This is a genomic window from Allobosea sp. Root483D1 (genome assembly GCF_001429505.1).
Taxonomy (GTDB): Bacteria; Pseudomonadota; Alphaproteobacteria; order Rhizobiales; family Beijerinckiaceae; genus Allobosea.
This window is the reverse complement of sequence record NZ_LMJW01000004.1, coordinates 1-22,759: the sequence shown is the minus strand read 5'-3', so window position 1 is coordinate 22,759 and position 22,759 is coordinate 1. Positions and strand designations below refer to the sequence as shown.

17 protein-coding genes and 1 pseudogene are annotated in these 22,759 nt (G+C 64.4%); 10 read left to right on the top strand and 8 right to left on the bottom strand.

Translation table 11 applies throughout. From position 1 onward, the window contains the following. Nucleotides 1-76 precede the first annotated feature (76 nt). Together recQ and gyrB are read left to right on the top strand one after the other, a co-directional pair. A complete protein-coding gene (gene recQ / locus ASE66_RS07135; RefSeq protein ID WP_244494827.1) occupies nucleotides 77-1,945 on the top strand; it encodes a DNA helicase RecQ in 1,869 nt (622 codons plus the stop codon). 118 nt (nucleotides 1,946-2,063) lie between these two features. Next, nucleotides 2,064-4,502 carry a DNA topoisomerase (ATP-hydrolyzing) subunit B gene (gyrB, locus tag ASE66_RS07130; protein ID WP_057188930.1) on the top strand — a complete coding sequence of 813 codons (2,439 nt, stop codon included), beginning with the start codon at nucleotides 2,064-2,066 and terminating at the stop codon, nucleotides 4,500-4,502. Nucleotides 4,503-4,549: 47 nt separating this feature from the next. Here the strand turns inward: gyrB and ASE66_RS31270 are convergent. Further along, nucleotides 4,550-4,873, bottom strand: a pseudogene (locus ASE66_RS31270) (IS5/IS1182 family transposase); the annotation flags it as partial. 148 nt (nucleotides 4,874-5,021) lie between these two features. On the opposite strand from ASE66_RS31270, the gene ASE66_RS07125 reads away from it, so the two are divergent. The 4 genes from ASE66_RS07125 (at nucleotide 5,022) to ASE66_RS07110 (ending at nucleotide 9,404) form a co-directional block, all read left to right on the top strand. Then, nucleotides 5,022-6,947: a putative bifunctional diguanylate cyclase/phosphodiesterase gene (locus ASE66_RS07125; protein ID WP_057188929.1), complete on the top strand. Its 1,926-nt coding sequence runs from the start codon at nucleotides 5,022-5,024 to the stop codon at nucleotides 6,945-6,947. A 42-nt stretch (nucleotides 6,948-6,989) separates the two neighbouring features. After that, a complete protein-coding gene (locus ASE66_RS07120; protein ID WP_057188928.1) occupies nucleotides 6,990-8,027 on the top strand; it encodes a hypothetical protein in 1,038 nt (345 codons plus the stop codon). Continuing rightward, nucleotides 7,973-8,872 (top strand): DMT family transporter, encoded by a 900-nt coding sequence (locus ASE66_RS07115; protein WP_057188927.1) that lies wholly within the window; start codon nucleotides 7,973-7,975, stop codon nucleotides 8,870-8,872. The genes ASE66_RS07120 and ASE66_RS07115 overlap by 55 nt, the downstream gene beginning before the upstream one ends. 286 nt (nucleotides 8,873-9,158) lie before the next feature. Continuing rightward, nucleotides 9,159-9,404 (top strand): hypothetical protein, encoded by a 246-nt coding sequence (locus ASE66_RS07110; protein ID WP_057188926.1) that lies wholly within the window; start codon nucleotides 9,159-9,161, stop codon nucleotides 9,402-9,404. Between the two features lie 679 nt (nucleotides 9,405-10,083). Here the strand turns inward: ASE66_RS07110 and ASE66_RS07100 are convergent. From ASE66_RS07100 to ASE66_RS07085, 4 genes are read right to left on the bottom strand one after another with little or no spacing between them, the layout of a single operon-like run. Further along, complete coding sequence (locus tag ASE66_RS07100) at nucleotides 10,084-10,815, bottom strand: ABC transporter permease (RefSeq protein ID WP_057188924.1); 732 nt, start codon at nucleotides 10,813-10,815, stop codon at nucleotides 10,084-10,086. 28 nt (nucleotides 10,816-10,843) lie between these two features. After that, nucleotides 10,844-11,590, bottom strand: a complete 747-nt coding sequence (locus tag ASE66_RS07095) for an ABC transporter permease (protein ID WP_057188923.1) — start codon at nucleotides 11,588-11,590, stop codon at nucleotides 10,844-10,846. A gap of 3 nt (nucleotides 11,591-11,593) precedes the next feature. Continuing rightward, nucleotides 11,594-12,439 (bottom strand): ABC transporter ATP-binding protein, encoded by an 846-nt coding sequence (locus tag ASE66_RS07090; RefSeq protein ID WP_057188922.1) that lies wholly within the window; start codon nucleotides 12,437-12,439, stop codon nucleotides 11,594-11,596. Further along, a complete protein-coding gene (locus ASE66_RS07085) occupies nucleotides 12,436-13,425 on the bottom strand; it encodes an ABC transporter substrate-binding protein (protein WP_057188921.1) in 990 nt (329 codons plus the stop codon). Before ASE66_RS07085 ends, ASE66_RS07090 begins: the two co-directional genes overlap by 4 nt. A gap of 604 nt (nucleotides 13,426-14,029) precedes the next feature. Between ASE66_RS07085 and ASE66_RS07080 the strand changes: the two genes are divergently transcribed. Next, entirely contained in the window at nucleotides 14,030-15,913 is a 1,884-nt protein-coding gene (locus ASE66_RS07080) for a glycosyltransferase family 2 protein (RefSeq protein WP_057188920.1), read from the top strand. On the opposite strand, the gene ASE66_RS07075 is transcribed toward ASE66_RS07080, so the two are convergent. Both ASE66_RS07075 and ASE66_RS31970 read right to left on the bottom strand, forming a co-directional pair. Next, complete coding sequence (locus ASE66_RS07075; protein WP_057188919.1) at nucleotides 15,858-16,451, bottom strand: SCO family protein; 594 nt, start codon at nucleotides 16,449-16,451, stop codon at nucleotides 15,858-15,860. The genes ASE66_RS07080 and ASE66_RS07075 overlap by 56 nt on opposite strands. A 32-nt stretch (nucleotides 16,452-16,483) precedes the next feature. Continuing rightward, complete coding sequence (locus ASE66_RS31970) at nucleotides 16,484-16,660, bottom strand: hypothetical protein (RefSeq protein WP_156412056.1); 177 nt, start codon at nucleotides 16,658-16,660, stop codon at nucleotides 16,484-16,486. 325 nt (nucleotides 16,661-16,985) lie between these two features. Between ASE66_RS31970 and ASE66_RS07070 the strand changes: the two genes are divergently transcribed. From ASE66_RS07070 to ASE66_RS07060, 3 genes are read left to right on the top strand one after another with little or no spacing between them, the layout of a single operon-like run. Next, nucleotides 16,986-18,932: a PrkA family serine protein kinase gene (locus ASE66_RS07070; RefSeq protein WP_057188918.1), complete on the top strand. Its 1,947-nt coding sequence runs from the start codon at nucleotides 16,986-16,988 to the stop codon at nucleotides 18,930-18,932. A 17-nt stretch (nucleotides 18,933-18,949) separates the two neighbouring features. Then, a complete protein-coding gene (locus ASE66_RS07065; protein ID WP_057188917.1) occupies nucleotides 18,950-20,254 on the top strand; it encodes a YeaH/YhbH family protein in 1,305 nt (434 codons plus the stop codon). Between the two features lie 11 nt (nucleotides 20,255-20,265). Continuing rightward, nucleotides 20,266-21,819 (top strand): SpoVR family protein, encoded by a 1,554-nt coding sequence (locus ASE66_RS07060; RefSeq protein ID WP_057188916.1) that lies wholly within the window; start codon nucleotides 20,266-20,268, stop codon nucleotides 21,817-21,819. A 16-nt stretch (nucleotides 21,820-21,835) separates the two neighbouring features. Here the strand turns inward: ASE66_RS07060 and ASE66_RS07055 are convergent, their stop codons facing one another. Then, nucleotides 21,836-22,576: a metallophosphoesterase family protein gene (locus ASE66_RS07055; RefSeq protein ID WP_057188915.1), complete on the bottom strand. Its 741-nt coding sequence runs from the start codon at nucleotides 22,574-22,576 to the stop codon at nucleotides 21,836-21,838. Nucleotides 22,577-22,759 lie beyond the last annotated feature (183 nt).

The following is a 22,759-nucleotide window of genomic DNA, read 5'->3' as shown; positions in this document are numbered from 1 at the left end:
CCCAGCGTGAGGCAGCAGCGGCAGCCGATCAACCCGGCTTGCGGGAACCGGGGACGGATCCGCGCGATGACTGGCCATGGCGCTGCAAATCCGGCACATCCGGCGGATGTCGTCGCCCCGCGAATCAGAAGCCCGCGCGATCCTGAAGTCGGTCTTCGGCTATGACGATTTCCGCCCCGGGCAATGGGAAGTGATCGAGGCCGCGCTTTCCGGCCGCGACGTCTTCGCGGTGATGCCGACGGGTTCAGGCAAGTCGATGTGCTACCAGCTGCCGGCGCTGGTCGCGGGCGGGCTGACACTGGTGGTCTCGCCGCTGATCGCATTGATGCGCGACCAGGTCGGCCAATTGGTGCGCGCAGGCGTCTCAGCCGCCTCGCTCAATTCGATGAACAGCGAGGCTGAGGCGGCCCAGGCCTGGGACAAGCTCAATTCCGGCGAGCTGCGGCTACTGTTCGTCTCGCCCGAGCGATTGGCGGGCGAAGGACTCGTCGCCCGCCTGCGCCGCCTCGGCGTCACCCGCCTGGCCATCGACGAAGCGCATTGCGTCTCGCAATGGGGCCACGACTTCCGGCCGGAATACCGGCTGCTCTCGAAGGTGCGCGAGGCGCTCGGCGATGTCCCGGTGACGGCGCTCACCGCGACCGCCGACCGGCAGACGCGCGACGACATCGCCCAGCAACTCTTCCCGGCGCCGCCGTACCTCGTCGTCCATTCCTTCGACCGGCCGAACCTGAAGCTTACCTTCGCGCCGAAGGAGCAGCCACGCCGGCAGATCGACGATTTCCTGAAGGTCCATCGCGGCGGCTCGGGCATTGTCTACTGTTCTTCGCGCAGCCGGACCGAGCGCCTCGCCGCGGGCCTGAGCGAGAAGGGCTGGAAGGCCTATGCCTACCATGCCGGGCTGGAGCAGACGGTGCGCAACCGCAACCAGGACATCTTCCTGCAGGAGGACGGCGTCGTCGTCTGCGCCACTATCGCCTTCGGTATGGGCATCAACAAGCCGGATGTCCGCTTCGTCGTCCATGCCGATATGCCGGGCTCGATCGAGGGCTATTACCAGGAGATCGGCCGTGCCGGCCGCGACGGGCTGCCGGCCGATACGCTGACGCTCTACGGGGTCGAAGACATGGCGCTGCGCCGCCGCCAGATCGACGAGAAGCAGATCGACGACGAACGCCGGCGCATCGAGCACAAGCGCCTCAACGCCATGATCGACCTGTGCGAATCGGCGCTTTGCCGGCGCTCGGCGCTGCTGGCTTATTTCGGCGAGCAGGTGCCGCCCTGCCGGCATGGCCAGGCGGAATTCCGCTGCGACCTCTGCGGTCCGGCCGCGCCCGAGCTCTCGGACGCCACGCTCGACGCCCGCAAGCTGCTCTCGGCGGTGATCCGCTCCGGCCAGCGCTACGGCGCCGGCCATCTCGCGGATATCCTGACCGGCACTGCGACCGAGGCAATCCGGCGCCAGAACCATGATGGCCTGAAGACCTTCGGCGTCGGCAACGACAAGCCCAAGGGCGCCTGGATGGCGCTGACGCGCAAGCTCTTCGCCGCCGGCGCACTCGCCGAGGCCAGCGTCGAGCATGGCGGCTTCTGCCTGACGGAAAAGGGCGAGGACATCCTGTTCGGCCGCGAGCCGATCGCGCTCCGCGTCGATCCGCTGGCCGAGCGGCGCTCGCGCCGCGGCCAGCGCGAGGCGGCGCGTGCCGACGGGCTCGACGGCGACACCGCCGCCCTGTTCGAGCATCTGCGCCAGCTGCGCCTGAGCATCGCGCGCGAGGAAGGCGTCGCCGCCTACATCATCTTCACCGACCGGACGCTGATCGCCATGGCGCGCGAGCGGCCGCTCGGCCTCGAGGAGATGCGAGGCGTCGAAGGCGTCGGCGAACGCAAGCTCGCGCAATATGGCGAGGTTTTCCTGGATGCGATCGCGACATTTTCTGGCTAAATCCCCCGCTCTCGCGTACGCGTGCGCACGCACGTGAAAAAGCCATCCTGAAGCCCTATATTCTTCTGACGAATCAAGATCATCGCGGGCGCCTGCTCGCCCGCCGAAGGACCCCACCATGAGCGATGCTGCCCGCGACCTCGAGGATGCCGCCTATGGCGCCGATTCCATCAAGGTTCTCAAGGGTCTGGATGCGGTGCGCAAGCGCCCCGGCATGTATATCGGCGACACCGATGACGGCTCGGGCCTGCACCACATGGTCTACGAGGTCGTCGACAACGCCATCGACGAGGCGCTCGCCGGCCACGCCGACCTCGTCACGGTGACGCTGAACGCCGAAGGCTCGGTCACCGTCACAGACAATGGCCGCGGCATTCCGACCGATATCCACAGCGAGGAAGGCATCTCGGCGGCCGAGGTCATCATGACCCAGCTCCATGCCGGCGGTAAGTTCGACCAGAACTCCTACAAGGTTTCGGGCGGCCTGCACGGCGTCGGCGTCTCGGTCGTCAACGCGCTTTCGGTCTCGCTGAAGCTGCGGATCTGGCGCGGTGGCAACGAGCATTTCATGGAGTTCCGCCATGGCGATGCGGTTGCCCCGCTCGCGATCGTCGGCCCGGCTGGGGACAAGCGCGGTACGGAGGTGACGTTCACACCCTCCCAAGAAACCTTCACGATGATCGAGTTCGACTACAAGACGCTCGAGCACCGGCTGCGCGAGCTCGCCTTCCTGAATTCGGGCGTGCGCATCGTCCTGACCGACGCCCGCCATGCCGAGGTCGTCCGCGAAGAGCTGATGTATGACGGCGGCGTCGAAGCCTTCGTGCGCTATCTCGACCGCGCCAAGACGCCGATCATCAGCCAGCCTGTGATGCTCTCGAACGAGAAGGACGGCATCACCGTCGACGTCGCATTGTGGTGGAACGACAGCTACCACGAGAACGTGCTCTGCTTCACCAACAACATCCCGCAGCGTGATGGCGGCACCCATCTCGCCGGCTTCCGCGCAGCGCTGACGCGGCAGGTCACCGGTTATGCTGAAACCTCCGGCATTTCGAAGAAGGAGAAGGTCTCGCTGACCGGCGATGATTGCCGCGAAGGCCTGACCGCGATCGTTTCGGTCAAGGTGCCCGATCCGAAATTCTCCTCGCAGACCAAGGACAAGCTGGTTTCGTCGGAGGTTCGCCCCGTCGTCGAGAACGTCGTCAACCAGGCGCTCTCGACCTGGCTCGAGGAGCATCCGAACGAAGCCAAGACCATCGTCGGCAAAGTCGCCGAGGCCGCCGCCGCCCGCGAGGCCGCCCGCAAGGCGCGCGACCTCACCCGCCGCAAGGGCGCGCTCGACATCGCCTCGCTCCCAGGTAAGCTCGCAGACTGTCAGGAGCGCGATCCGGCCAAGTCCGAGATCTTCATCGTCGAGGGTGACTCGGCCGGTGGCTCGGCCAAGCAGGGCAGGGCCCGCGAATACCAGGCCGTCCTGCCGCTGCGCGGCAAGATCCTCAATGTCGAACGGGCCCGCTTCGACAAGATGCTGTCCTCCGACCAGGTCGGCACGCTGATAACTGCGCTCGGCACCGGCATCGGCCGCGACGAGAAAGACTCCAGCGCTTTCAACGTCGAGAAGCTGCGTTACCACAAGATCATCATCATGACCGACGCCGACGTCGACGGCGCCCATATCCGGACCCTGCTGCTGACCTTCTTCTATCGGCAGATGCCGGAGCTGATCGACCGCGGCCATCTCTTCATCGCCCAGCCACCGCTCTACAAGGCGGCACGCGGCAAGTCGCAGACCTATCTCAAGGACGAGCGTGCGCTCGAGGATTACCTCGTCGACAGCGCGCTCGACGGCGCGGTCTTCCGCACCGGCGACGGCGCGGAGCGCGGTGGCCCGGACCTGCGCGCCCTGATCGAGGAGGCTCGCGGCGTACGCAATACGCTGGCGCAATTGCATTCGCGCTATGACCGACGCGTCGTCGAGCAGACCGCGATCGCCGGCGCCCTGCGGCCGCAAACCGACCAGACCGAGGAACAGCTTGCCGAGGCTGCGGCCTATGTGGCGCGCCGTCTCGACGCCGTCTCGGACGAGATCGAGCGCGGTTGGGAGGGCAAAGTCGCCGATGGCGCCTTCATCTTCTCGCGGCTGGTGCGCGGCGTGAAGCAGGTCGCGGTTCTCGATGCCGGCCTACTCGCCAGCTCGGAGGCGCGCAAGCTCGCCTCTGCCGCGGCCTCGCTTCGGGAAGCCTATTCAAAGCCCGGCGTACTCAGCCGCAAGGGCGACGATCATACCGTCAACGGCCCGAGCGACCTGTTCGACGCGGTCAATGCCATCGGCAAGAAGGGCGTCTCGCTGCAGCGCTACAAAGGCCTCGGCGAGATGAACCCCGACCAGCTCTGGGAAACGACGCTCGACCGCGACGTGCGCTCGCTGCTGCGCGTCAAGAACGACCAGAACGACGAGGCCGACGATCTCTTCGTCAAGCTGATGGGCGACGTGGTCGAGCCACGCCGCGAATTCATCCAGACCAATGCGCTGAACGCGACCGTCGATACCTGAGCGACATGAGCGGGCGCTCAGTTCGATAGGCGTTCTGGTGTGGTCGCACCCGGCGGGCATGCGTAGAGATCGCGCGCGGTCATAGGCGAAGTCGGAGCGGCTGAAGGTGCCGTCGCCGCGCTGAGATTTGTCGAAGACCGGGGTATGCGGCTTGATCCCGTGCTCATGGACCAGCCAGGCGAGGTCTCGGCCGACCCATAGGCACTGTCGACGGCGAGCTTGGCCGGCCAGAGGCCGAAGCGCTCCTGGGTTCGGTCGATAATAGTGCGGGCCGATCCGACTTCGGCCCGCCGGATGGCGCGACTCGCCTCGACATCGACGATGACTGCGTGATCGAGGTCGATCAGATAGTTGGTGGCATAGGCGAAGAAGCGACCATGACTAACACGAATACTCAAGCGTTGGAGCTTCCGAACGAACCCGGCGCGGTCGGACCCCGCCCGCGTCAACGAATTATCGACGATTGCCTTGCAAGAGTGTCGGACCGGTAAAGGAGCTGGGGCTCGGATTTCGACATTGATGAAGACGCGTGCTTCCACGACGGTCCTCTATGATCCTGAGCTTCGCAGCGTCATGGTGCGTGCGCTCTACGGCACGCCATTGGCAATCCCGATCGGGATGGCGATCGCAACGATAGTGATCGCAGCTTGCGCTGCCATCACAGGTGACGCCACTTTCGCTCTCCTCAGCGCCGTCATGGGTTGCGTTGGCGCATTCCGCTTCGGAGCACAGGTTCTTTATAGACGGAAGCAATTATCGGTTTCGACCCTCGTATTCGAGCGTCTGGCCTATGCTGGCGCGTGGGCGACCGCGTTCACGATGAGCTGTTTCGGTGCATATGCCGTCACGGTTCACTCCGACGACCGTGTCGTGACGTTGGCGGTTGCGCAGACCATCGGCTACATCGCCGGAATTGCGGGCCGTAATAGCTCCCGCCCGTTCATCACGAATATCCAGGTCACTTTCGCAGCGCTACCCTTCGCCGGCGCGCTGATTGCGTCTCAAATCCCGGCGTTCGTCGTTATCGCTGGTGCGCTGTTGATGACCGTTGTGCTGACGATTTCGTCCTCGGACGTCATACACCGCGTGTTCGTATCGAATTTTCGCACAACACGCGATCTTCAGACGATCGCGAAGACCGACAGCATCACCTCGCTTCTCAACAGGCGCGGGTTCATCGAGGAGGTGGAAGAGCGGCTTTCTTCGGGGAGACGAACCTACCTCCTGTCCGTGGATGTCGATGATTTCAAAACAGTCAACGACACCTTGGGCCACGACGTCGGCGATGCCCTGCTGTCTCTGGTCGCCGCTCGCATCTCGTCGGTTCTGGAGCCCGGCGAAAAAGCCGCGCGAATCGGCGGCGACGAGTTCATGATCGTGTCCGATCGCACCAGCAAAGATGTTGCCGAGCTAGCCGCGTTGGTGGTCAGCTTGTTTGTAGACCCCATAAGCGTCGGCAAAGCCACTCTCTCGGTTTCCGTCAGTATCGGCCTCACCAATGCGACTGGCGAGTCGATCGAACGTTCACTCAAGCACTGCGATCTGGCTCTCTACAAGGCGAAGGCTGAAGGGAAAAACCGCTGGCTGTCTTATGTGCCAGAGCTGAGTGAAGCCTATGATCGTCGGATCGAGTTGGAGCAGGATTTAGCGAAGGCCATTGTCGAAGGTCAATTCGAACTCCATTTTCAGCCGATCTATAGCCCGCGCGGTCGAACGATATTGATGTGCGAGGCGTTGATGCGCTGGAGGCATCCAATGCGTGGCTCGGTCAGCCCTGCGGAATTTATCCCCCTTGCCGAGCAGAATGGGCTGATCAAGAGCCTCGGTTCTTTTGCCATCGAGCAGGCGCTGAAGGCTGCGGTCAGCTGGCCGCAGCCGGTCGGCGTCAGCGTCAACGTATCCGCCAAGCAGTTCCACCGGGATCATGATCTCGTCGGCGTCATCGAAGACGCGCTGCGGCGGACCGGGGTTGCGCCTCACCGGGTGACCATCGAGGTCACTGAGACGACGCTTGCGGAAGACAAGGACTTCGTGATCGCGACGCTGCACCGGATACGCGCGCTGGGCGTGAAGGTCGCTCTTGATGATTTCGGCACGGGATACTCGTCGCTGAGCTACTTTGCAGAGCTCCCGATCGACATCTTGAAGATCGACCGGGCCTTCGTCGGCAGCATCGCCACGAGCACCAAGGCGAGAGCGTTGATGCGGGCAATCACGGGTCTGGCGGGCGATTTGAACGTGCCGATGATCGTCGAAGGCGTGGAGACGCCAGAGCAGTTCGAAGCGGTGACGCGCTTCGCCCCTTATGGCGTTCAGGGCTTCCTGTTCGCGCGGCCAATGCCGAAGGAGGATATCGATCCGATCATCGATCGGCGCGTCGCGCTTCCCGCTATCGACCGGCCTTCCACAACCGTGACGAAAAAGGGCCGTTCCTCCGCAGCCTAAACAGGATATGTTCTGCTTCCTAGCAACGGGAGCCAGGGCCCTATGGCTGGCGTAGGCGTCAAAGACCTCCTATCCGCCGATGATATCGACGAATCGGACCTGATCGACGTCTTGAACAAGGCTGCGGCGATTGCCGACGGAAAGTTGCCGGCACGGACAAGCGCCAAGATGATCGGCCTTTTCTTCGAGCAGGAAAGCACGAGGACCAGGATAGGTTTCGACGTCGCGGCCTCCCGACTCCGCCATCATATCGTCGATATCTCGGCTTCGCCGGGCAGTCGGCTCGGCAAGCCTCAAGGCGAAGACCTGGAGGATCACATTCGGACGGTCTCGGAGTACTGCGACCTCATCGTCGCCAGGACCGAACATGTCTCGACGATCGAAGAGATCGCGCGCCTTACGCACCTTCCCGTGGTCAACGGCGGGAACGGAATTGGCGAGCATCCGACTCAAGCCCTTGTCGATCTCTTCACGATCGAGCGGCGCCTTGGAGATGTCAGGGAGCTATCGGTGGCACTGTCGTGCGATCCGACCGCCCGTCATGCCCTTTCCTTCATGAAACTGCTCGCGTTGCGCGCCCCGCGGCGCTTCACCCTTTGCCTCGCACCTGAGACGAAATTATCCAACGTCGCTGCGGCTGCAATTGATGACTTGAGGCATTGCGGCACGACTATCGATATGGTCGACAACGTAGAAGCCACGCTGGATCATGACGTTCTCTCGATCCAAACGCAGAAAGCATCCAGTATCATCAGCGGACGTATTGGTGATATGGACACGGTTCAAAAGATAGAGGACGAGAAATTTACATTGACGGCCGAAAAGATACTTAGAAACCGGTCGAAAACGATGATTATGAATCCCCTGCCACGGCATTCCGAGACAGACAAGTCATGCGACAGCCTCCCGAACGCCGCGTACTTCGAACAGGTCCGGCTCTCGGTTCCAATTCGGATGGCGGTTCTCAGCCGCATGCTCGCGGGCCGGCGCTGGGCGGGGCGATCTCTTTCGCGTTTGCGGCCTGGATGGCCGGAAACGTCTTCGCCTATTTCCTCCTCGCTGTCGCGATCCGTCAACTGAAGCTCGACCTCTCCTATCCGGAAATTCTCGCCATACGCTCGGCCGGTGGGTTGGCGATCGGTCTCGTCCTAGGTTGGCACGATCGTACGTTATTTCGCGAGGTCTGGCGCTCGCGCCTGCCGCTGCATCTCACTCGAAGCGCTCTGCATGCTGTAGGCGCGATCGCGGTGGTTTGGAGTGTCGCCAATCTGCCGCTGGGCCTCGTGGCGAGCATTGAATTCAGTGGACCGTTGTTCGCGGCCGCAATCGGTGTTTTCGCGTTCCGGCTACGACCAGCCCGATTCGCGTGGATTGGGCTCAGCTTAATTTTCGCCGGAGCTGCAGCTATCGTCTTTCAATATAAAGATGTCATGGGTCTCGCGATTATAATTCCGTTTGCTGGCGTTGGCATCCTGACATGCACTAACATAATGTTAGGAACCCTCAGCCAACGGCAATCTACGCATTCAATATTACTCCTCATGAATGCAGCGCAACTGGTGATCTTCTTGGCATTGAGCATATTGGGGACCGACGCTCTTCAACTTCCATCCTCTTCCATAGCCACGACGACACTCTTTACGCACGGAACCGCAACATTCATGTTTGCGATCGTTTTAATGGCTGTTTCCGGCTACATGACTCAAGCGTCACTGAGCCAAGCGACGCGCCATGGCACCGCAGTTCAGGTCTCGGCGCTCGATACCCTGCGTATTCCAGCACTCGCGGTTGCCGGCGCACTACTTTTTGGCGAGACGCTTGAACAAGCCTTCGTTATTCCTAGCACAGTTATCATGTGCGGGGCGATCTTGGTCACATATCTTGATCGAGCCAAGCGAATACAAGAAGAACGCGCGCTCAGCTAAATGGTTCGCTCGTCGAATAACCTGTGATCCCGTAACCGGACAGCGTCTCAGATGGGTCGGGAGCCGACATCCCGTCCCAGAGCCGCTGGTGTCCGCTATCGGACAAAGCGCCAACTTCCGCTGATGGCGCGCTGCGACGGGTCCACGTCTCCCAGTGCCGGCGGTCAGCTAACTCCATCATAGGCGTCTGAGCCCGGATACCGAGCAATCTTGACAAGCGACTCGTATTCCGCCGGTTGGGTCGCTAGCGTAGCAGGTGTGAGTTGCGTAGCGATGAGGTGGTGTCATGCCGAACGCCGACGCCGTGATGATCTCGTCTTATGAACAGCGGAAGGCTGCTGTGCTGCGGGCTGCACAGCTCATCTCCTCCTCGAGGGGCTCTGACGGCGAGCGGGAATTCGAGATGCTGACCGAGGCTATCGCGGACTTCGATATCCGCCAGGAAGCTCTCGACTTCATCGAGATCCCGCCGGCTTTCATGCAGTTCCTGTCCGGTGGGCATCAGGGCCGGGTTTCAAGCAGCCGACGCTGAGACGAAAAAGGGCTGTTCGGTACACGCGAGGCTTGGCGCTCGTTGCCGACACTTGGCTATCGGGCCTGCTCGTGGCTCGGGAATCAAATGCCATCATCCGCTTGCGCGGCGGGCCGGATACGATCCGACAACGGCATCGAGCTCACCTCAATGACGATCCTGCGGTGCTACGGACCAGGAGAGCGGGTTACGCTGCTAGTTCGCTCGCCCTTGTGGCGAGCATTCACGACTTGAGCATGCTCTTCAACACGGAAGGCGTGGATGGTCAGGGCGAGCCCGGCCATCCACGCGAAGCAAGCTGCTTGCAGATACGGGAAATCTCGCAGCGCCGGGTCTCAGAAACCCTGTGGCAGCGTGCCGCCACCATNGAGCTGCCGATGCCGGAGCGGACATAGGCGGGCCCGCCCTCGCGGGCCGGCGGCAGGCCAAGGTCGAGCGTGGCGCCATCCGGCGGCGGTGCCGTCCGTACGACGCGTGTCCGCATCGGAGCGGGCTCCGACACAGCGATCGGCTCCTCGCGCGAGACGCAGCCGCCCAGCAGGGCGACGAGGATGGTGGCCGCGCCGAAATGATGAAGCTTCATGGTTTTTCCAATGCGGGAGGCGCGGGCAACCGCAGCCGAACAGATCCGGCGCAACCTGCATGACCGGGGCAGTCCACGCAAGCTCCCGGACGAGCTTCAGCGGTGCGTCAGCCGCCGGTCGAAACGCATCATCAGGGTGTTGCAGGTCACCGCGAAGACGGTCAGCAGCAGGGCGATCGCCATGATCGTGTCGATCTGGCCGATGTTGATCGCACTGGTCAGCATGAAGCCGAGACCGCGCTGCGAGGCGAACATCTCGCCGATCAGCACGCCGAGCAGTGTCAGCGAGAAGCCGAGCCGGACGCCCGAAATGATCTCGGGCAGGATCGCCGGCATGATCACGGTGAAGGCGTTCTGCGAGGGCGTCAGCCGCATCACCTGAGAGGTCCGGCGATAGACCGGCTTCATCTGGCGGATCGCGTTCATCGAGAACAGCGTGATCGGGATCAGCCCGTGCATCACGCCGAAGGCGATCTTGGCGGAGATGCCGAGGCCGAAGCAGAGCAGCACCAGCGGGTAGAGCACGACCTTGGGGATCGAATAGAGCGTCGTCAGGATCGGCTCGGCGACGTTGCCGGCGAGCTTGCGTACGCCGAGCACGATGCCGAGCGCGATCCCGCCGAAGAGCGAGATCGCGAAGGCGGCGACGAAGGCGCGCATCGTCTCGGACACGTTAAGCCAGAACTCGCCGGTCGCAAGCAGCGCGGCGAGCTTGCTGACCGTCTGCACCGGCGAGGCCAGCGATGAGGCGCCGACCAGCAGATGCAGGCCCTGCCAAAGGACGATGAGGGCAAGGAGAACCAGGAGTGTACCGGCGGATCTTGGCATGAGGCTTGTCGTGAGACTTGGCATGGCGTCACCGCTGCCGGCGCGCCTGGAGGCGCCGATCGACAATGTTGAGGAGGGTATTGACGACGGTCACGGCGATGAGGACGAGCAGCATCAGCGCGTACATATGCCCGTTCTCGAACAGGTTGTACGCATAGGCGATGGCATAGCCGACGCCAGCACCAGACAGGATGAACTCCGAGGCGATGACGCCGATGAAGGAGTAGGCGACCGAGAGCTTCACCCCGGTGAAGAGATAGGGCATCGCCGCCGGCAATTCGAGCAGCAGCGCGGTCTTGAGCCGCGACATCCGGTAGATCTGGCCGGTCTTGCGCAGCACGCGCGGGATGCGGTCGAGCCCGTTCAGCGTCGCGGTGACCATCGAGACGACCGCGAGCAGCACGGCGATCGCGATGATCGAGGCCGAGCCGACCCCGAACAGGGTGATGAAGATCGGGTAGAAGACGAAGGTCGGGACGGCGTAGTAGCTCGCCAGCAGCGGCTCGATCGCATCGCGCAGGCTCGGCAGCGAGTAGATGATCACGCCGACCGCAAAGCCGAGCAGCACCGACAGCACGGTCGAGATCGCGATATTGGTGAAGGTAATCTGGATATCCGCCGAAAACTGCCCGGAGGCGAGGATCTTGCCGAGCTCGACGACCATGTCGGAGGGAGCGATCATCACCATGCGCGGGATGATGCCGACGCGGCAGAGCAGTTCCACCAGCAGGATCATCGCGGCCACGACGATAAACCGCAGCAGTTTCTCGGACATGGCTCAGGCCTTTCCGGCCGACATGATCTTCAAGGCCTCGATCCGGAGCTTCTCCCAGAGGCGGGCGGTGATGTCGCCGAAATGCGGGGTCGAGACGACGCGGCTGTCGCGGTCCCGCTCCCAGCCGGTCTCGACGAAATCGATGAAGGTGCCGGGCCTGGTCGACATCACGCCGACGCGGTCCGACAGCATCGCCGCCTCGTCGAGCGCGTGGGTGATGAGCAGCACGGTGGCGGAGGTCTCGCGCCAGAGCCGCAGCAATTCGTCACCCATCAGCAGGCGTGTCTGCTGGTCGAGCGCGCCGAAGGGCTCGTCGAGCAGGATCAATCGCGGCTGCATCACCAGGGTGCGGGCGATGCAGACCCGTTGGCGCATGCCGCCGGAGAGCTGGGCGGGATAGGAGCCGGCGAAATCCTTCAGTCCCATGAAGCCGACGGCATAGTCGACCCGCCTGGTGATCTCGGCCGGATCGACGCCGGCGCGCCGCAGGCCGAAGGCGACATTGTCGCGCACGCTCAGCCACGGAAAGGAGGCATCCTCCTGGAAGACGACGCCGACCCCATCCGGCACGCCGTCGATCGGCTTGCCTTCGAATTCAGCGGTGCCCGCTTGCGGCTCGCTCAAACCGGCGAGGATGTCGAGCAGGGTCGACTTGCCGCAGCCGGACGGGCCCACCACGGAGAAGAACTCACCCTTGGCCAAATCGAGATCGACCGGGCCGAGCGCGTGCAAGGTCGATTTCGGCAGGTCGAAGACCCGCGTGACGCCGCGCAGCCTGGCATGGGCGTTGCCGATGACGGCCTGGGGCGCGATTGGCACGATCTTGGCCCCCGATGCCGCCGCGCTCATTGCTTCGCCTGCAGGTCGGCGGGCAGATAGGACTTGTCGAGGACGGTCGACCAGTCGACATCGGCCTTGACCTCGCCGATCAGCTTGAGACCCTCGACCATGCGGTTGAGCTCGGCGACGTTGAACTCGCCCTCGCTCCACATCTTCGGCCCGATCATGTTGTCGACCGCTTCCTTGGCGATCGGCGGATCGAGCTTGTAGAGCTTCTCGATGATCTTGGCGGTCTCGGCCGGGTCCTTGTAGATCGCCTGCACCCCGGCGCGGCGGCCGGCGATGATCGCCTTGAGCTTCTCGGGATTCTCCTGCGCGAACTTGCGCGTGGTGATGCCGACCGAGGTGGTCATCGGCTTCAGGATGTCGCCGGCCTTGTAGAGCGTGCGGTACTTGTCCTTGCGGATGATCGAGAGCGGCTCGATCAGCACCGAGCCGACGACCGCGTTCTGCTCGAGCATGGTCAGGGCCGGGACATAGCCGCCGGCCGCGACGCGCTGGACCTTGCCTTGGTCGACGCCCTTCTCGCGCAGCACCATCAGCAGCAGCATTTCCGAGACCGATTTCGGCGAGGTGATCGCCACCTTCTTGCCGGCGAGGTCCTCGACGCTCTTGAGGTCGGAGTTCGGCATGACGACCATCGAGGCCTCGGCGACGCTGCGCGTGCCGGTGTTGACGATGATCAGGTCGAGCCCTTGCGCCTTGGCGGCGAGCGCAGCGGAGACCGCGACCTCACCATAGGGCGTCGCGCTGGCGAGGATGTTGCGGACCGTGGTGCCGCCGCCGCCCGAGCCGATGATGCCGGTGATGTCGATGCCGGCCTGCTTGAACAGGCCCTTCTCCATCGCGACCGCATAGGGCGCACCATAGAGGCTCGCGCCCCATTGGGTGACGGAAATCTCCTCGGCGCGCGCCGGCGCCTGCCAGGAGAGCACGGCCGCAGCGGCGATGGCCGCGAGACGATTGAACGAAGTCAGGCCAAGCCAAGCGGTCATGTCACTCTCCCATTTGTGGCAGGCCGCCGATCGTTATCGTTGCAGCAGGCCGGACGTTCGCGTCCAAATTTCATTTGTATGCAAACAACGATCTCAACGGATATGAAGCTTGTCAAGCGATTTGAGATCGACGACTTGCAAACTGCCGGAGGCAGTGCGGCAGCGAGACTATCGCGCGTGAGCCTGTTCGCAACTGCGAAGTGAAGCCGGGCCAAAACTCCGGCACCCAGTGCAAATTCGGCGCGAAATGAAGGGCTTGGCGCAACGTAGTTCCGCTCGCGCCACGGCGTGAAGCAGGCAGCGTGTCGCCGCTGACTCGTCCCATCAGCGGGGCGTCGGCCGCCGCCTTCGATAGTGGCAGCCTTGATTTATTTGTATGCAAATGATCTCCGAGCATCGCCACGGCTCCGCCTCCCCCACTAGCCGGGCCGGATTTCAAGGACGTGTCCCGCTCCGATCGCCCTCTCCCGACTCGACTCCGGCGCGACGATCAGCAACCATAAGTTGCCGCGACTGGAGGAGCCGTCAGCAGCGGCCCGGGGGGACGGGGATGGGGGCTCAAGCTTGGCCGCAGGGCGGCTCAGGCCGCGCGTGTGCGCCCGGCTTGCCCGCCGAGATCGCGTTCCTGGCCGACCATGGCGTGCCGCCCGCACGGTTGCGCGAGGCGGCCCGGTCGTCGGAGCGGATCGGCGTGCCGCCAAGCCGGCAGGTCGTCGCCTCCGGCCTCGTCACGGAAGAGCAGTTCTATCGGGCGCTGGCGGCCGAGCTCGACCTGCACTTCCAGTCGCGCGCACCACCCTTGCAACCCGGCGGCGACGTCTCGGCGATCCTGCGCGAGGGTATGGCCGCAACGCTTGCCCGGCCCGATAGCCCGGTACGTTTCGCCGTAGCGCCTACGCCCGGGCCGGCCTTGCGCCGCTTCCTCGCGGGGAAGCCCGATGGCCGCCGGGATATCGTGGTGCTGACGCCGTCGGCGCTGGCGACCGAGTTGCGGCGCATCAATGCCGGAGCCCTCGCCCGCGCTGCCGCCTGGACCGATGAAGCAGGGCTCGCGCGCCTCAGCGCCCGAACCGGCACGAACTGGCTTCAGAAGCTCCTGGCCCTTCTCCTTGTCGGGCTCCTCTCGGTCATCGGCACGCTCCTCCCGGTCGCGACGTTGATCGGAGTGGCTCTGACCCTGGGCCCGCTCTTCTTCGCCGCCGTGATCCTGCGGCTTGCGGCCTTGATGGAGAAGCCGACGCTCGATCTCTGGCGCGAGCATCGCTGGCAGATCGACGACAGCCGCTTGCCGGTCTACACCGTCGCCGTCCCGATCTTCGGCGAGGAGGCGGTGCTGGACCAGCTGGTCGGAGCTCTGGCCGCCATCGACTATCCCGCCGCCAAGCTCGACATCCGCATTCTCGTCGAGGAGATCGACTGGGGCCTGCGCCGCGCCCTCGCGGCTCGCGAGCTCCCGCCCTTCATGCAGGTGATGATCGTGCCGCGCGGCGTCCCGCAGACCAAGCCGCGCGCGCTCAACCTCGCGCTGGCCGAGGCGCAAGGCGAGCTCTTCACCATCTTCGATGCCGAAGACGTTCCCGATCCGCGCCAGCTGCGCCTGGCGGCGGCGCGCTTCCTGCGCTCCGATGCCGATCTCGTCTGCCTGCAGGCCCATCTCGTCATCGACAACACCGAGGATGGCTGGCTCGCCGGGTGCTTCGCGCTCGAATACGCCGGGCTGTTCGATGTGCTCAATCCCGGCCTGCTGCAATCGGGCCTGCCGATCATGCTGGGCGGCACCTCGAACCATTTCCGGACGCAGGCGCTGCGGCGGGTCGGCGGCTGGGACCCCTGGAACGTCACCGAGGATGCCGATATCGGCTTCCGGCTCGTCCGTGCCGGCGGCTACATGGCCGATCTGCCGTGCAGCACGCTCGAGGAGGCGCCCACCACGGTGCGTGGCTGGCTCAAGCAGCGCACGCGTTGGCACAAAGGCTTCCTGCAGACGCTGATCAGCCACTTGCAGCAACCCCACCGGCTGCTGAGCGAGGCCGGCCTCCCGGGCACGCTGACCTTTCTGGTGCTGGGGCTGGGGACGTTGCTCGGCACCTTCTTCTACCCCTTGTTCGTCACGGCGACGGGAGTGGCGATCCTCGACGGCTCGTTGCTTTCACCCGGCAGCCCGCTGGAACTGCTGTTTTCCGCCTCGGCCCTGGCACTGGCCGGCTGCGGGATCTGCGTGGTCTTCCTGGTGCCGGCGCTCGGCGCCTGGCGACGCGGCGCGCCCGAGCTCTGGCGCTGGCTGCCCCTGCTGCCGGTCTATCACCTGCTGGCCTCGCTCGCGGCGTGGCTGGCGCTATACGAATATCTCGTCGACCGCTTCGCCTGGAACAAGACAGCGCACGGGCTCGCCCGCTCGTCGCGCTATCGCGACCAGGCGCAGCCCGCAGGGCTCACAGATGCCGCAGCCACTCCTGTGCCGCCTCCGCCGGCGGGCGCTCGATATTGAAGGCGCCGACGAAGCCGCCGCTCTTGTCCATCAGATAGACCAGGGCGGTGTGGTCCATGGTGTAGTCGCCATCCTTGAGCGGCACCTTGCGGGCATAGGCGCGATAGGCCTTGATCGTGGCGTCGACCGCGGCGCGGTCGCCGGTCAGCCCGACGATGCGCGGGTCGAAGGAACCGAGATAGCTCTTCATCGTCTCGGCGGTGTCGCGCTCCGGATCAACCGTGACGAACAGCGCCTTGAGCTTGTCGCCCCTGGCTCCAGCGGCGCGCAGCACCTCCGAGATCTCGAACAGCTTGGTCGGGCAGATGTCGGGGCAATGGGTGAAGCCGAAGAAGACCAGGAAGGGCGCGCCGCGCAAATCCTTCTCGGTCAGCGTCTTGCCCTCGGCGGTGGTGAGCGTGAAGGGCCCGCCGACGCTCGAGGCGAGGCTCTGCCCGCCCTGGCGAGAGCCGGGCGCGAAGGTGATGAAGGCAGCCGCGGCCAAGGCGACGGCACCGAGCAGGAAGACAGCCAGTGGCAGGAGCAGACGGCGGTTCACGGGGAGATCCTCGAAGGCGGACGAAGCGCCGCTCAGAAGCAGGCGAGCAGCGCGGCGATCAGCCCGTCGGTGAACAGACGATCGCCCTCGCGCCACCAGAGCAGCAGGCCGGTCGCCAGCAGCAAGCCGAAGCCGCCGGCGAGCAGCCAGAGGCCGAGCCGTGAGGCCGGGGCGGCGTCCTGAGTATCGATCTGCGGAGCTACGCTCATTGGGGCAATCTAGCGCCGCAGGCGGTCAACCGGAAGCTACATTCATGCCGCAGGGATACTCCGACTTCCCATCTTGGGCGATCCCACTTGGCGATCCTCCCCGGCGACCCCACATCGTATGATAGGCGCAAAGGCTGGCGCCCATCTCTGGCGTAACGCGGAGAGATGTCGTTGAGGTTGGTTCGCGTTTGCGTCAGGGGCAGGGCTCGGATGCCCGGCGGTCATCAAAGCACGCCCCGATCGGCCAGGAACTTGCAAGTCTGTCTGCGGTTGATTGTTCAGGGGCACTGTCGGCGAAGCCGGCTTGCGCTGGAGGGCTACCACGATGGAACGAGACGGCGAGGTCTTCCGCTTATTTTCTGAGGATTATCGAAGTTATTCGCAGGAAGAGATGAGCCTGCAGGAATATCTGCTGGCCTGCCGCGAAGACCGATCGATGTACGCCTCCGCTGCCGAGCGGATGCTCGATGCGATCGGCAAACCGAAACTGTTCGATACGAGCCAGGATGAGCGCCTCGGCCGGATCTTTTCCAACCGCACGATCAAGACCTATCCGTCCTTCCCCGACTTCTTCGGCATGGAGGATACGATCGAGCGGATCGCGGGCTATTTCCGCTACGCTTCGCAGGGTCTGGAGGAGCGCAAGCAGATCCTCTATCTCCTCGGCCCAGTCGGCGGCGGCAAATCCTCCCTCGCCGAGCAGCTCAAGAAGCTGATGGAAGAGCGGCCGTTCTACACGCTCAAGATCGGGGGCCGGATCAGCCCGGTCTTCGAATCGCCGCTCGGCCTGTTCCGCCCGGACCGCATGGGCGATCTCTTCGAGGACAAATACGGCATCGCGCGGCGGCGCCTGACCGGCCTGATCTCGCCCTGGGCAGCGAAGCGGCTCGACGAGATTTCCGGCGACATCTCCAAGTTCAGCGTCGTCAAGCTGACGCCCTCGCGCCTGCGGCAGGTCGGCATCGCCAAGACCGAGCCCGGCGACGAGAACAACCAGGATGTCTCGACCCTCGTCGGCAAGGTCGACATCCGCCAGCTCGAGAACTTCAGCCAGTCGGACCCGGACGCCTATTCCTATAGCGGCGGCCTCAACCGGACGACGCAGGGCCTGCTCGAATTCGTCGAGATGTTCAAGGCGCCGATCAAGGTCCTGCATCCGCTGCTGACCGCGACCCAGGAAGGCAGCTACAACGGCACCGAGAACTTCGGCGCCTTTCCCTATCAAGGCATCGTGCTCGCGCACTCCAACGAGTCCGAATGGCTCCAGTTCAAGAACAACCGGAACAACGAGGCATTCCTCGACCGCATCCTGGTGATCAAGGTGCCCTATTGCCTGCGCGTCACCGAAGAGCGGCAGATCTATGAAAAGCTGCTGCGCGAGAGCGAACTGGCCGGCAGCCCCTGTGCGCCGGAAGTGCTCGATCTTCTCAGCCGCTTCTCGGTCTCGACCCGGCTGGCCGAATTCGAGAATTCGCCGCTCTACACCAAGATGCGCGTCTATGACGGCGAGAACCTCAAGGAGGTCGAGCCCAAGGCGAAGGCGATCCAGGAGTACCGCGACGCCGCCGGGGTCGACGAGGGCATGACCGGCGTCAGCACGCGCTTCGCCTTCAAGATCCTCTCGCAGACCTTCAATTACGACACCGAGGAGCTTGCCGCCGACCCCGTGCATCTGATGTACATCCTGGAGGGGGCGATCAAGCGCGAGCAGTTCGCGAAGGAGACCGAAGCGGCCTATCTCGACTTCATCAAGTCGGAGCTGGCGACGCGCTATGCCGAGTTCATCGGGCACGAGATCCAGAAGGCCTATCTCGAATCCTATGGCGAGTACGGCCAGAACCTGTTCGACCGCTACATCGCCTATGCCGACGCCTGGGTCGAGGATCAGGACTACAAGGACCCCGATACCGGCCAGCTCCTCAACCGGCAGGTCCTGGACAACGAACTGTCGCAGATCGAGAAGCCGGCCGGCATCGCCAATCCCAAGGACTTCCGCAACGAGGTGGTGAAGTTCACCTTGCGTGCCAGGGCCAGGAACAGCGGCCGCAATCCGTCCTGGACCAGCTATGAGAAGCTGCGCGAGGTGATCGAGAAGCGGATGTTCGGCCAGGTCGAGGACCTGCTGCCGGTGATCAGCTTCGGCTCGAAGCAGGACAGCGTGACCGAGAAGCGCCATCACGGCTTCGTGCAGCGCATGGTCGAACGTGGCTACACCGAGCGCCAGGTCCGGCGCCTTGTCGACTGGTACATGCGCGTCAACAAGGCGGGCTGAACGCGGCGGAGCCTGGCATGCCGATCTTCATCGACCGCCGCCTGAACCCGAAGGACAAGAGCCTGGGCAACCGCCAGCGCTTCCTGCACCGCGTGCGGGCGGAGCTGAAACGCAGCGTCCAGGAGCAGATTCGCGCCGGCAAGATCGCCGATGCGGATGGGGAGCACGCCGTTTCGCTGCCGGCGAAAGGCACGAGCGAGCCGAGCTTCCGCGATGCCAGGGACAGCGGCCGGCGCCAGCACGTCTTGCCCGGAAACAAGCAGTTTTCGCCGGGCGACAAGGTCCAGAAGCCGGGCCAGGGCGGCGGAGCGGGATCATCTCCCGGCCAGCAATCCGCCGAGGACGACTTTCGCTTCATGCTCTCGCGCGAGGAGGTGCTCGACCTGTTCTTCGAGGACCTCGAGCTTCCCGACATGGTCAAGCTCAGCCTCAAGGAAATCCTCGCCTTCAAGCCGCGGCGGGCGGGATACTCGACCGGCGGGTCGCCGACCAACATCAACATCGCGCGGACCATGCGCAACAGCCATGGCCGCCGCATCGCCCTCCAGCGCCCCAAGCGCGAGGAGGTCGAGGCCATCCTGCGCGAACTCGCCAGGATCGAAGCCGAGGGAACGGACGCCGCCCGGGCCAAGGTCGCAGCCTTGCGCGCCGAGCTCGACCGGCTGGAGCGCCGACGCCGGGTGATCGCCTTCGTCGATCCCGTCGATATCCGCTTCAACCGCTTCGAGGCGCAGCCCCTGCCGAACGCGAACGCGGTGATGTTCTGCCTGATGGACGTCTCAGGCTCGATGGGCGAGCGCGAGAAGGACCTCGCCAAGCGCTTCTTCGTGCTGCTGCATTTGTTCCTGAAGCGGCGCTACGACCGCACCGACATCGTCTTCATCCGCCATACCCACACGGCGCAGGAGGTGGACGAGGACACCTTCTTCTACAGCACGCAGAGCGGCGGCACCGTCGTCTCCACCGCGCTGGATGAGATGCAAAGCATCATCGCGCGGCGCTACCCCGCCCGGGAGTGGAACATCTACGCAGCGCAGGCCTCGGACGGCGACAATCTCGCCAGTGACTCCGAGCGCTGCCTCGGCATGCTGGATGGGCAGATCATGCGCCTGTGCCAGTATTTCGCCTATGTCGAGATCATCGACGAGCGCGAGAGCGAGATCTTCGGCTCCACCGACAATGGCACCTCGCTCTGGCGCGCCTATCTCGCGGTCAAGGAGAAATGGCCGAATTTCGACGTGAGCCGCATCGCCAAGGCCGCCGACATCTACCCGGTCTTCCGCCGGCTCTTCACCCGGCAGCCGGCTCGGCCGCGCAACTGAGGGGAACGCCGATGCAGAGGCATGCGTCCCGATCGCACCTGCTGTTCTCCGGCTCGGACTGGAACTTCGGGACCTTGTCGCATGCCTACGAGGTGATCGAGGCGGTCGCGAAGGAGGAACTGCGGCTCGACATCTACCCGGTGCAGATGGAGATCATCTCCTCGGAGCAGATGCTCGACGCCTATTCCTCGATCGGCATGCCGCTGATGTATCGCCACTGGTCGTTCGGCAAGCACTTCCTCCATCAGGAGCTGCTCTACCGCAAGGGCGGCCGCGGCCTCGCTTATGAGATCGTCATCAATTCCGATCCCTGCATCGTCTATCTGATGGAAGAGAACACCATGGCCCTGCAGGCCCTGGTGACGGCGCATGCCGCGCTCGGACACAACCATTTCTTCAAGAACAACTATCTGTTCCGGCAATGGACCGATGCCGACGCGATCCTTGGCTATCTCGACTTCGCCAAGGGCTACATCAGCCGCTGTGAGGAGAAGCACGGCGTTGCGGCGGTGGAGGCCTTGCTCGACGCCGCTCACGCCTTGATGGACCAGGGCGTGTTCCGCTATCGCCGCCCGCCCAGGCTCTCCTCGGAGAAGCAGCGCGAAGGCTTACGCGAGCGGCTGGAATATGAAGAGCGCTCCTACAACGACCTCTGGCGCACGCTCCCGCGCCAGGCCGATGGCGGCAAGGCGGCAGCGGAGAACGCGGACCTCATCGCCGAGCGGAAGAAGGCGCTCAATCTGCCCGAGGAGAACCTGCTCTATTTCCTCGAGAAGAACAGCCTGATCCTAGAGCCTTGGCAGCGCGAGATCCTGCGGATCGTCCGGGTGATCGCGCAGTATTTCTATCCCCAGCGGCAGACGCAGGTGATGAACGAGGGCTGCGCCACCTTCGTGCACTACACAGTGATGAATGCGCTGTTCGACCGCGGCCGGATCAGCGAAGGCGCCATGCTGGAGATCCTGCGCAACCACTCGAACGTCATCTTCCAGCCGGGCTTCGACGATCCTCGCTTCTCCGGCATCAACCCCTATGCGCTCGGCCTCGACATGATGCAGGACATCCAGCGCATCGCGACCGAGCCGACCGCGGAGGATCGCGACTGGTTTCCCGAGATCGCGGGCAGCGGCGACTGGCGCACGATCCTGCTCGACGCCTGGGCCAATCACCGCGACGAATCCTTCATCCGCCAGTTCCTCAGCCCGGCCCTGATCCGGAAATGGCGGCTGTTCGTGCTCTCCGACGCGGCGAACGACTCGTTCTATAGCGTGGCGTCGATCCACAATGAGCGCGGCTATGAGCGCATCCGCTCAGCCTTGGCCCAGAGATACGACATCGGCGCGAACCATACGGACATCCAGGTCGTCGATGTCGACCTCCTCGGCCAAAGGCATTTGCGCCTGCAGCACAAGGTCAATGACGGCATCGTGCTTGATGGCGCCACATGCGATGCGACGCTGCGCCATATCCAGAGGCTCTGGGGCTACGAGGTCAGCCTGCAGGGCGTCGACGCGCAGACGGGCGCCACGGTCTACGAACGCTCCAGCAGCCAGCTGGCGGGATGAGCCGCCGCCGCTGCCGCTATCGCCCGGGCAGGACCCGCCCGGTGCGCAAGGCGTAGGCCCAGTCGGCCCGGCCGTTGGCTTGCGCACGCCTTGCCGCCTGTTCCCACTCATAGGCGATGGCGTGATGCTCGATCGCGATCGCATCCGCCATCGTCACCACGGCGAAGCGGGCATGCGGCGCGCCGCTTTCCGAGACATGGATGCTCGGCTCGGTGGCGTGATAGGCCGGATTGCCGACGCTGCCGGGATTGACGACGACGGTGCCATCGTCGAGCCGCAGCAGGCGCGGCTGATGGCTGTGCCCGCACAGGACCACGGCGTGGCCGGCCGCGCCGATCAGCGCCTCGACCGCCTCGGGACGGGCGGCAACCAGGCGTCCGCCTTCGATGGCGTCGAGCAAGTAGGTGTCGTCGTCCTTCGGGCTGGCATGAACACAGCGCGCCCCGCCGATCGCGAGCTCGAAGGGCAGGGCGGCCAGCCAGCCGCGCGCCTCGGCGTCGAGGTCGCGCCAGGCGAAGCTGTCGGAGGCGCCGAGCCCGTCCGGCGAGGCCGCGCCGAGCGCCCGGTCATGGTTGCCGCGGACATGGCTCATCTTGGTGGCGCGCAGCAGCCGCACCGTCTCCGCCGGCCAGAGCGGGCCCGAGGCGCAGTCACCGAGATTGACGATCCGATCGACGGAGAGGCCGGCGAGGCTGGCCAGCACGGCTTCGAGGGCCGGCAGGTTGCCGTGCACATCGGCGATGACGCCTAGCCGCATGTCGTAAATCCCGAATCCAGAGCCGGCTCAGCGCCGGCCGGCCCTGTCATGGCCCGCCCCGGGCTTTGCGCCAAGACCCGGGACGCTGTGTTCTTGGGGAAGAGGTTGGCCGGGATGCTCACGCGTTCCAGGGCGTCGACCAAGTTTTGACGTTGGTGAAGGACTTCATGGCTTCGACGACGC

Coding starts and splice junctions, on each gene's coding strand:
- recQ (WP_244494827.1), top strand. CDS start 77: ATGGCGCTGCAAATCCGGCACATCCGGCGGATGTCGTCGCCCCGCGAA.
- gyrB (WP_057188930.1), top strand. CDS start 2,064: ATGAGCGATGCTGCCCGCGACCTCGAGGATGCCGCCTATGGCGCCGAT.
- ASE66_RS07125 (WP_057188929.1), top strand. CDS start 5,022: ATGAAGACGCGTGCTTCCACGACGGTCCTCTATGATCCTGAGCTTCGC.
- ASE66_RS07120 (WP_057188928.1), top strand. CDS start 6,990: ATGGCTGGCGTAGGCGTCAAAGACCTCCTATCCGCCGATGATATCGAC.
- ASE66_RS07115 (WP_057188927.1), top strand. CDS start 7,973: ATGGCCGGAAACGTCTTCGCCTATTTCCTCCTCGCTGTCGCGATCCGT.
- ASE66_RS07110 (WP_057188926.1), top strand. CDS start 9,159: ATGCCGAACGCCGACGCCGTGATGATCTCGTCTTATGAACAGCGGAAG.
- ASE66_RS07100 (WP_057188924.1), bottom strand. CDS start 10,815: ATGCCAAGATCCGCCGGTACACTCCTGGTTCTCCTTGCCCTCATCGTC.
- ASE66_RS07095 (WP_057188923.1), bottom strand. CDS start 11,590: ATGTCCGAGAAACTGCTGCGGTTTATCGTCGTGGCCGCGATGATCCTG.
- ASE66_RS07090 (WP_057188922.1), bottom strand. CDS start 12,439: ATGAGCGCGGCGGCATCGGGGGCCAAGATCGTGCCAATCGCGCCCCAG.
- ASE66_RS07085 (WP_057188921.1), bottom strand. CDS start 13,425: ATGACCGCTTGGCTTGGCCTGACTTCGTTCAATCGTCTCGCGGCCATC.
- ASE66_RS31970 (WP_156412056.1), bottom strand. CDS start 16,660: ATGAGCGTAGCTCCGCAGATCGATACTCAGGACGCCGCCCCGGCCTCA.
- ASE66_RS07070 (WP_057188918.1), top strand. CDS start 16,986: ATGGAACGAGACGGCGAGGTCTTCCGCTTATTTTCTGAGGATTATCGA.
- ASE66_RS07065 (WP_057188917.1), top strand. CDS start 18,950: ATGCCGATCTTCATCGACCGCCGCCTGAACCCGAAGGACAAGAGCCTG.
- ASE66_RS07060 (WP_057188916.1), top strand. CDS start 20,266: ATGCAGAGGCATGCGTCCCGATCGCACCTGCTGTTCTCCGGCTCGGAC.
- ASE66_RS07055 (WP_057188915.1), bottom strand. CDS start 22,576: ATGCGGCTAGGCGTCATCGCCGATGTGCACGGCAACCTGCCGGCCCTC.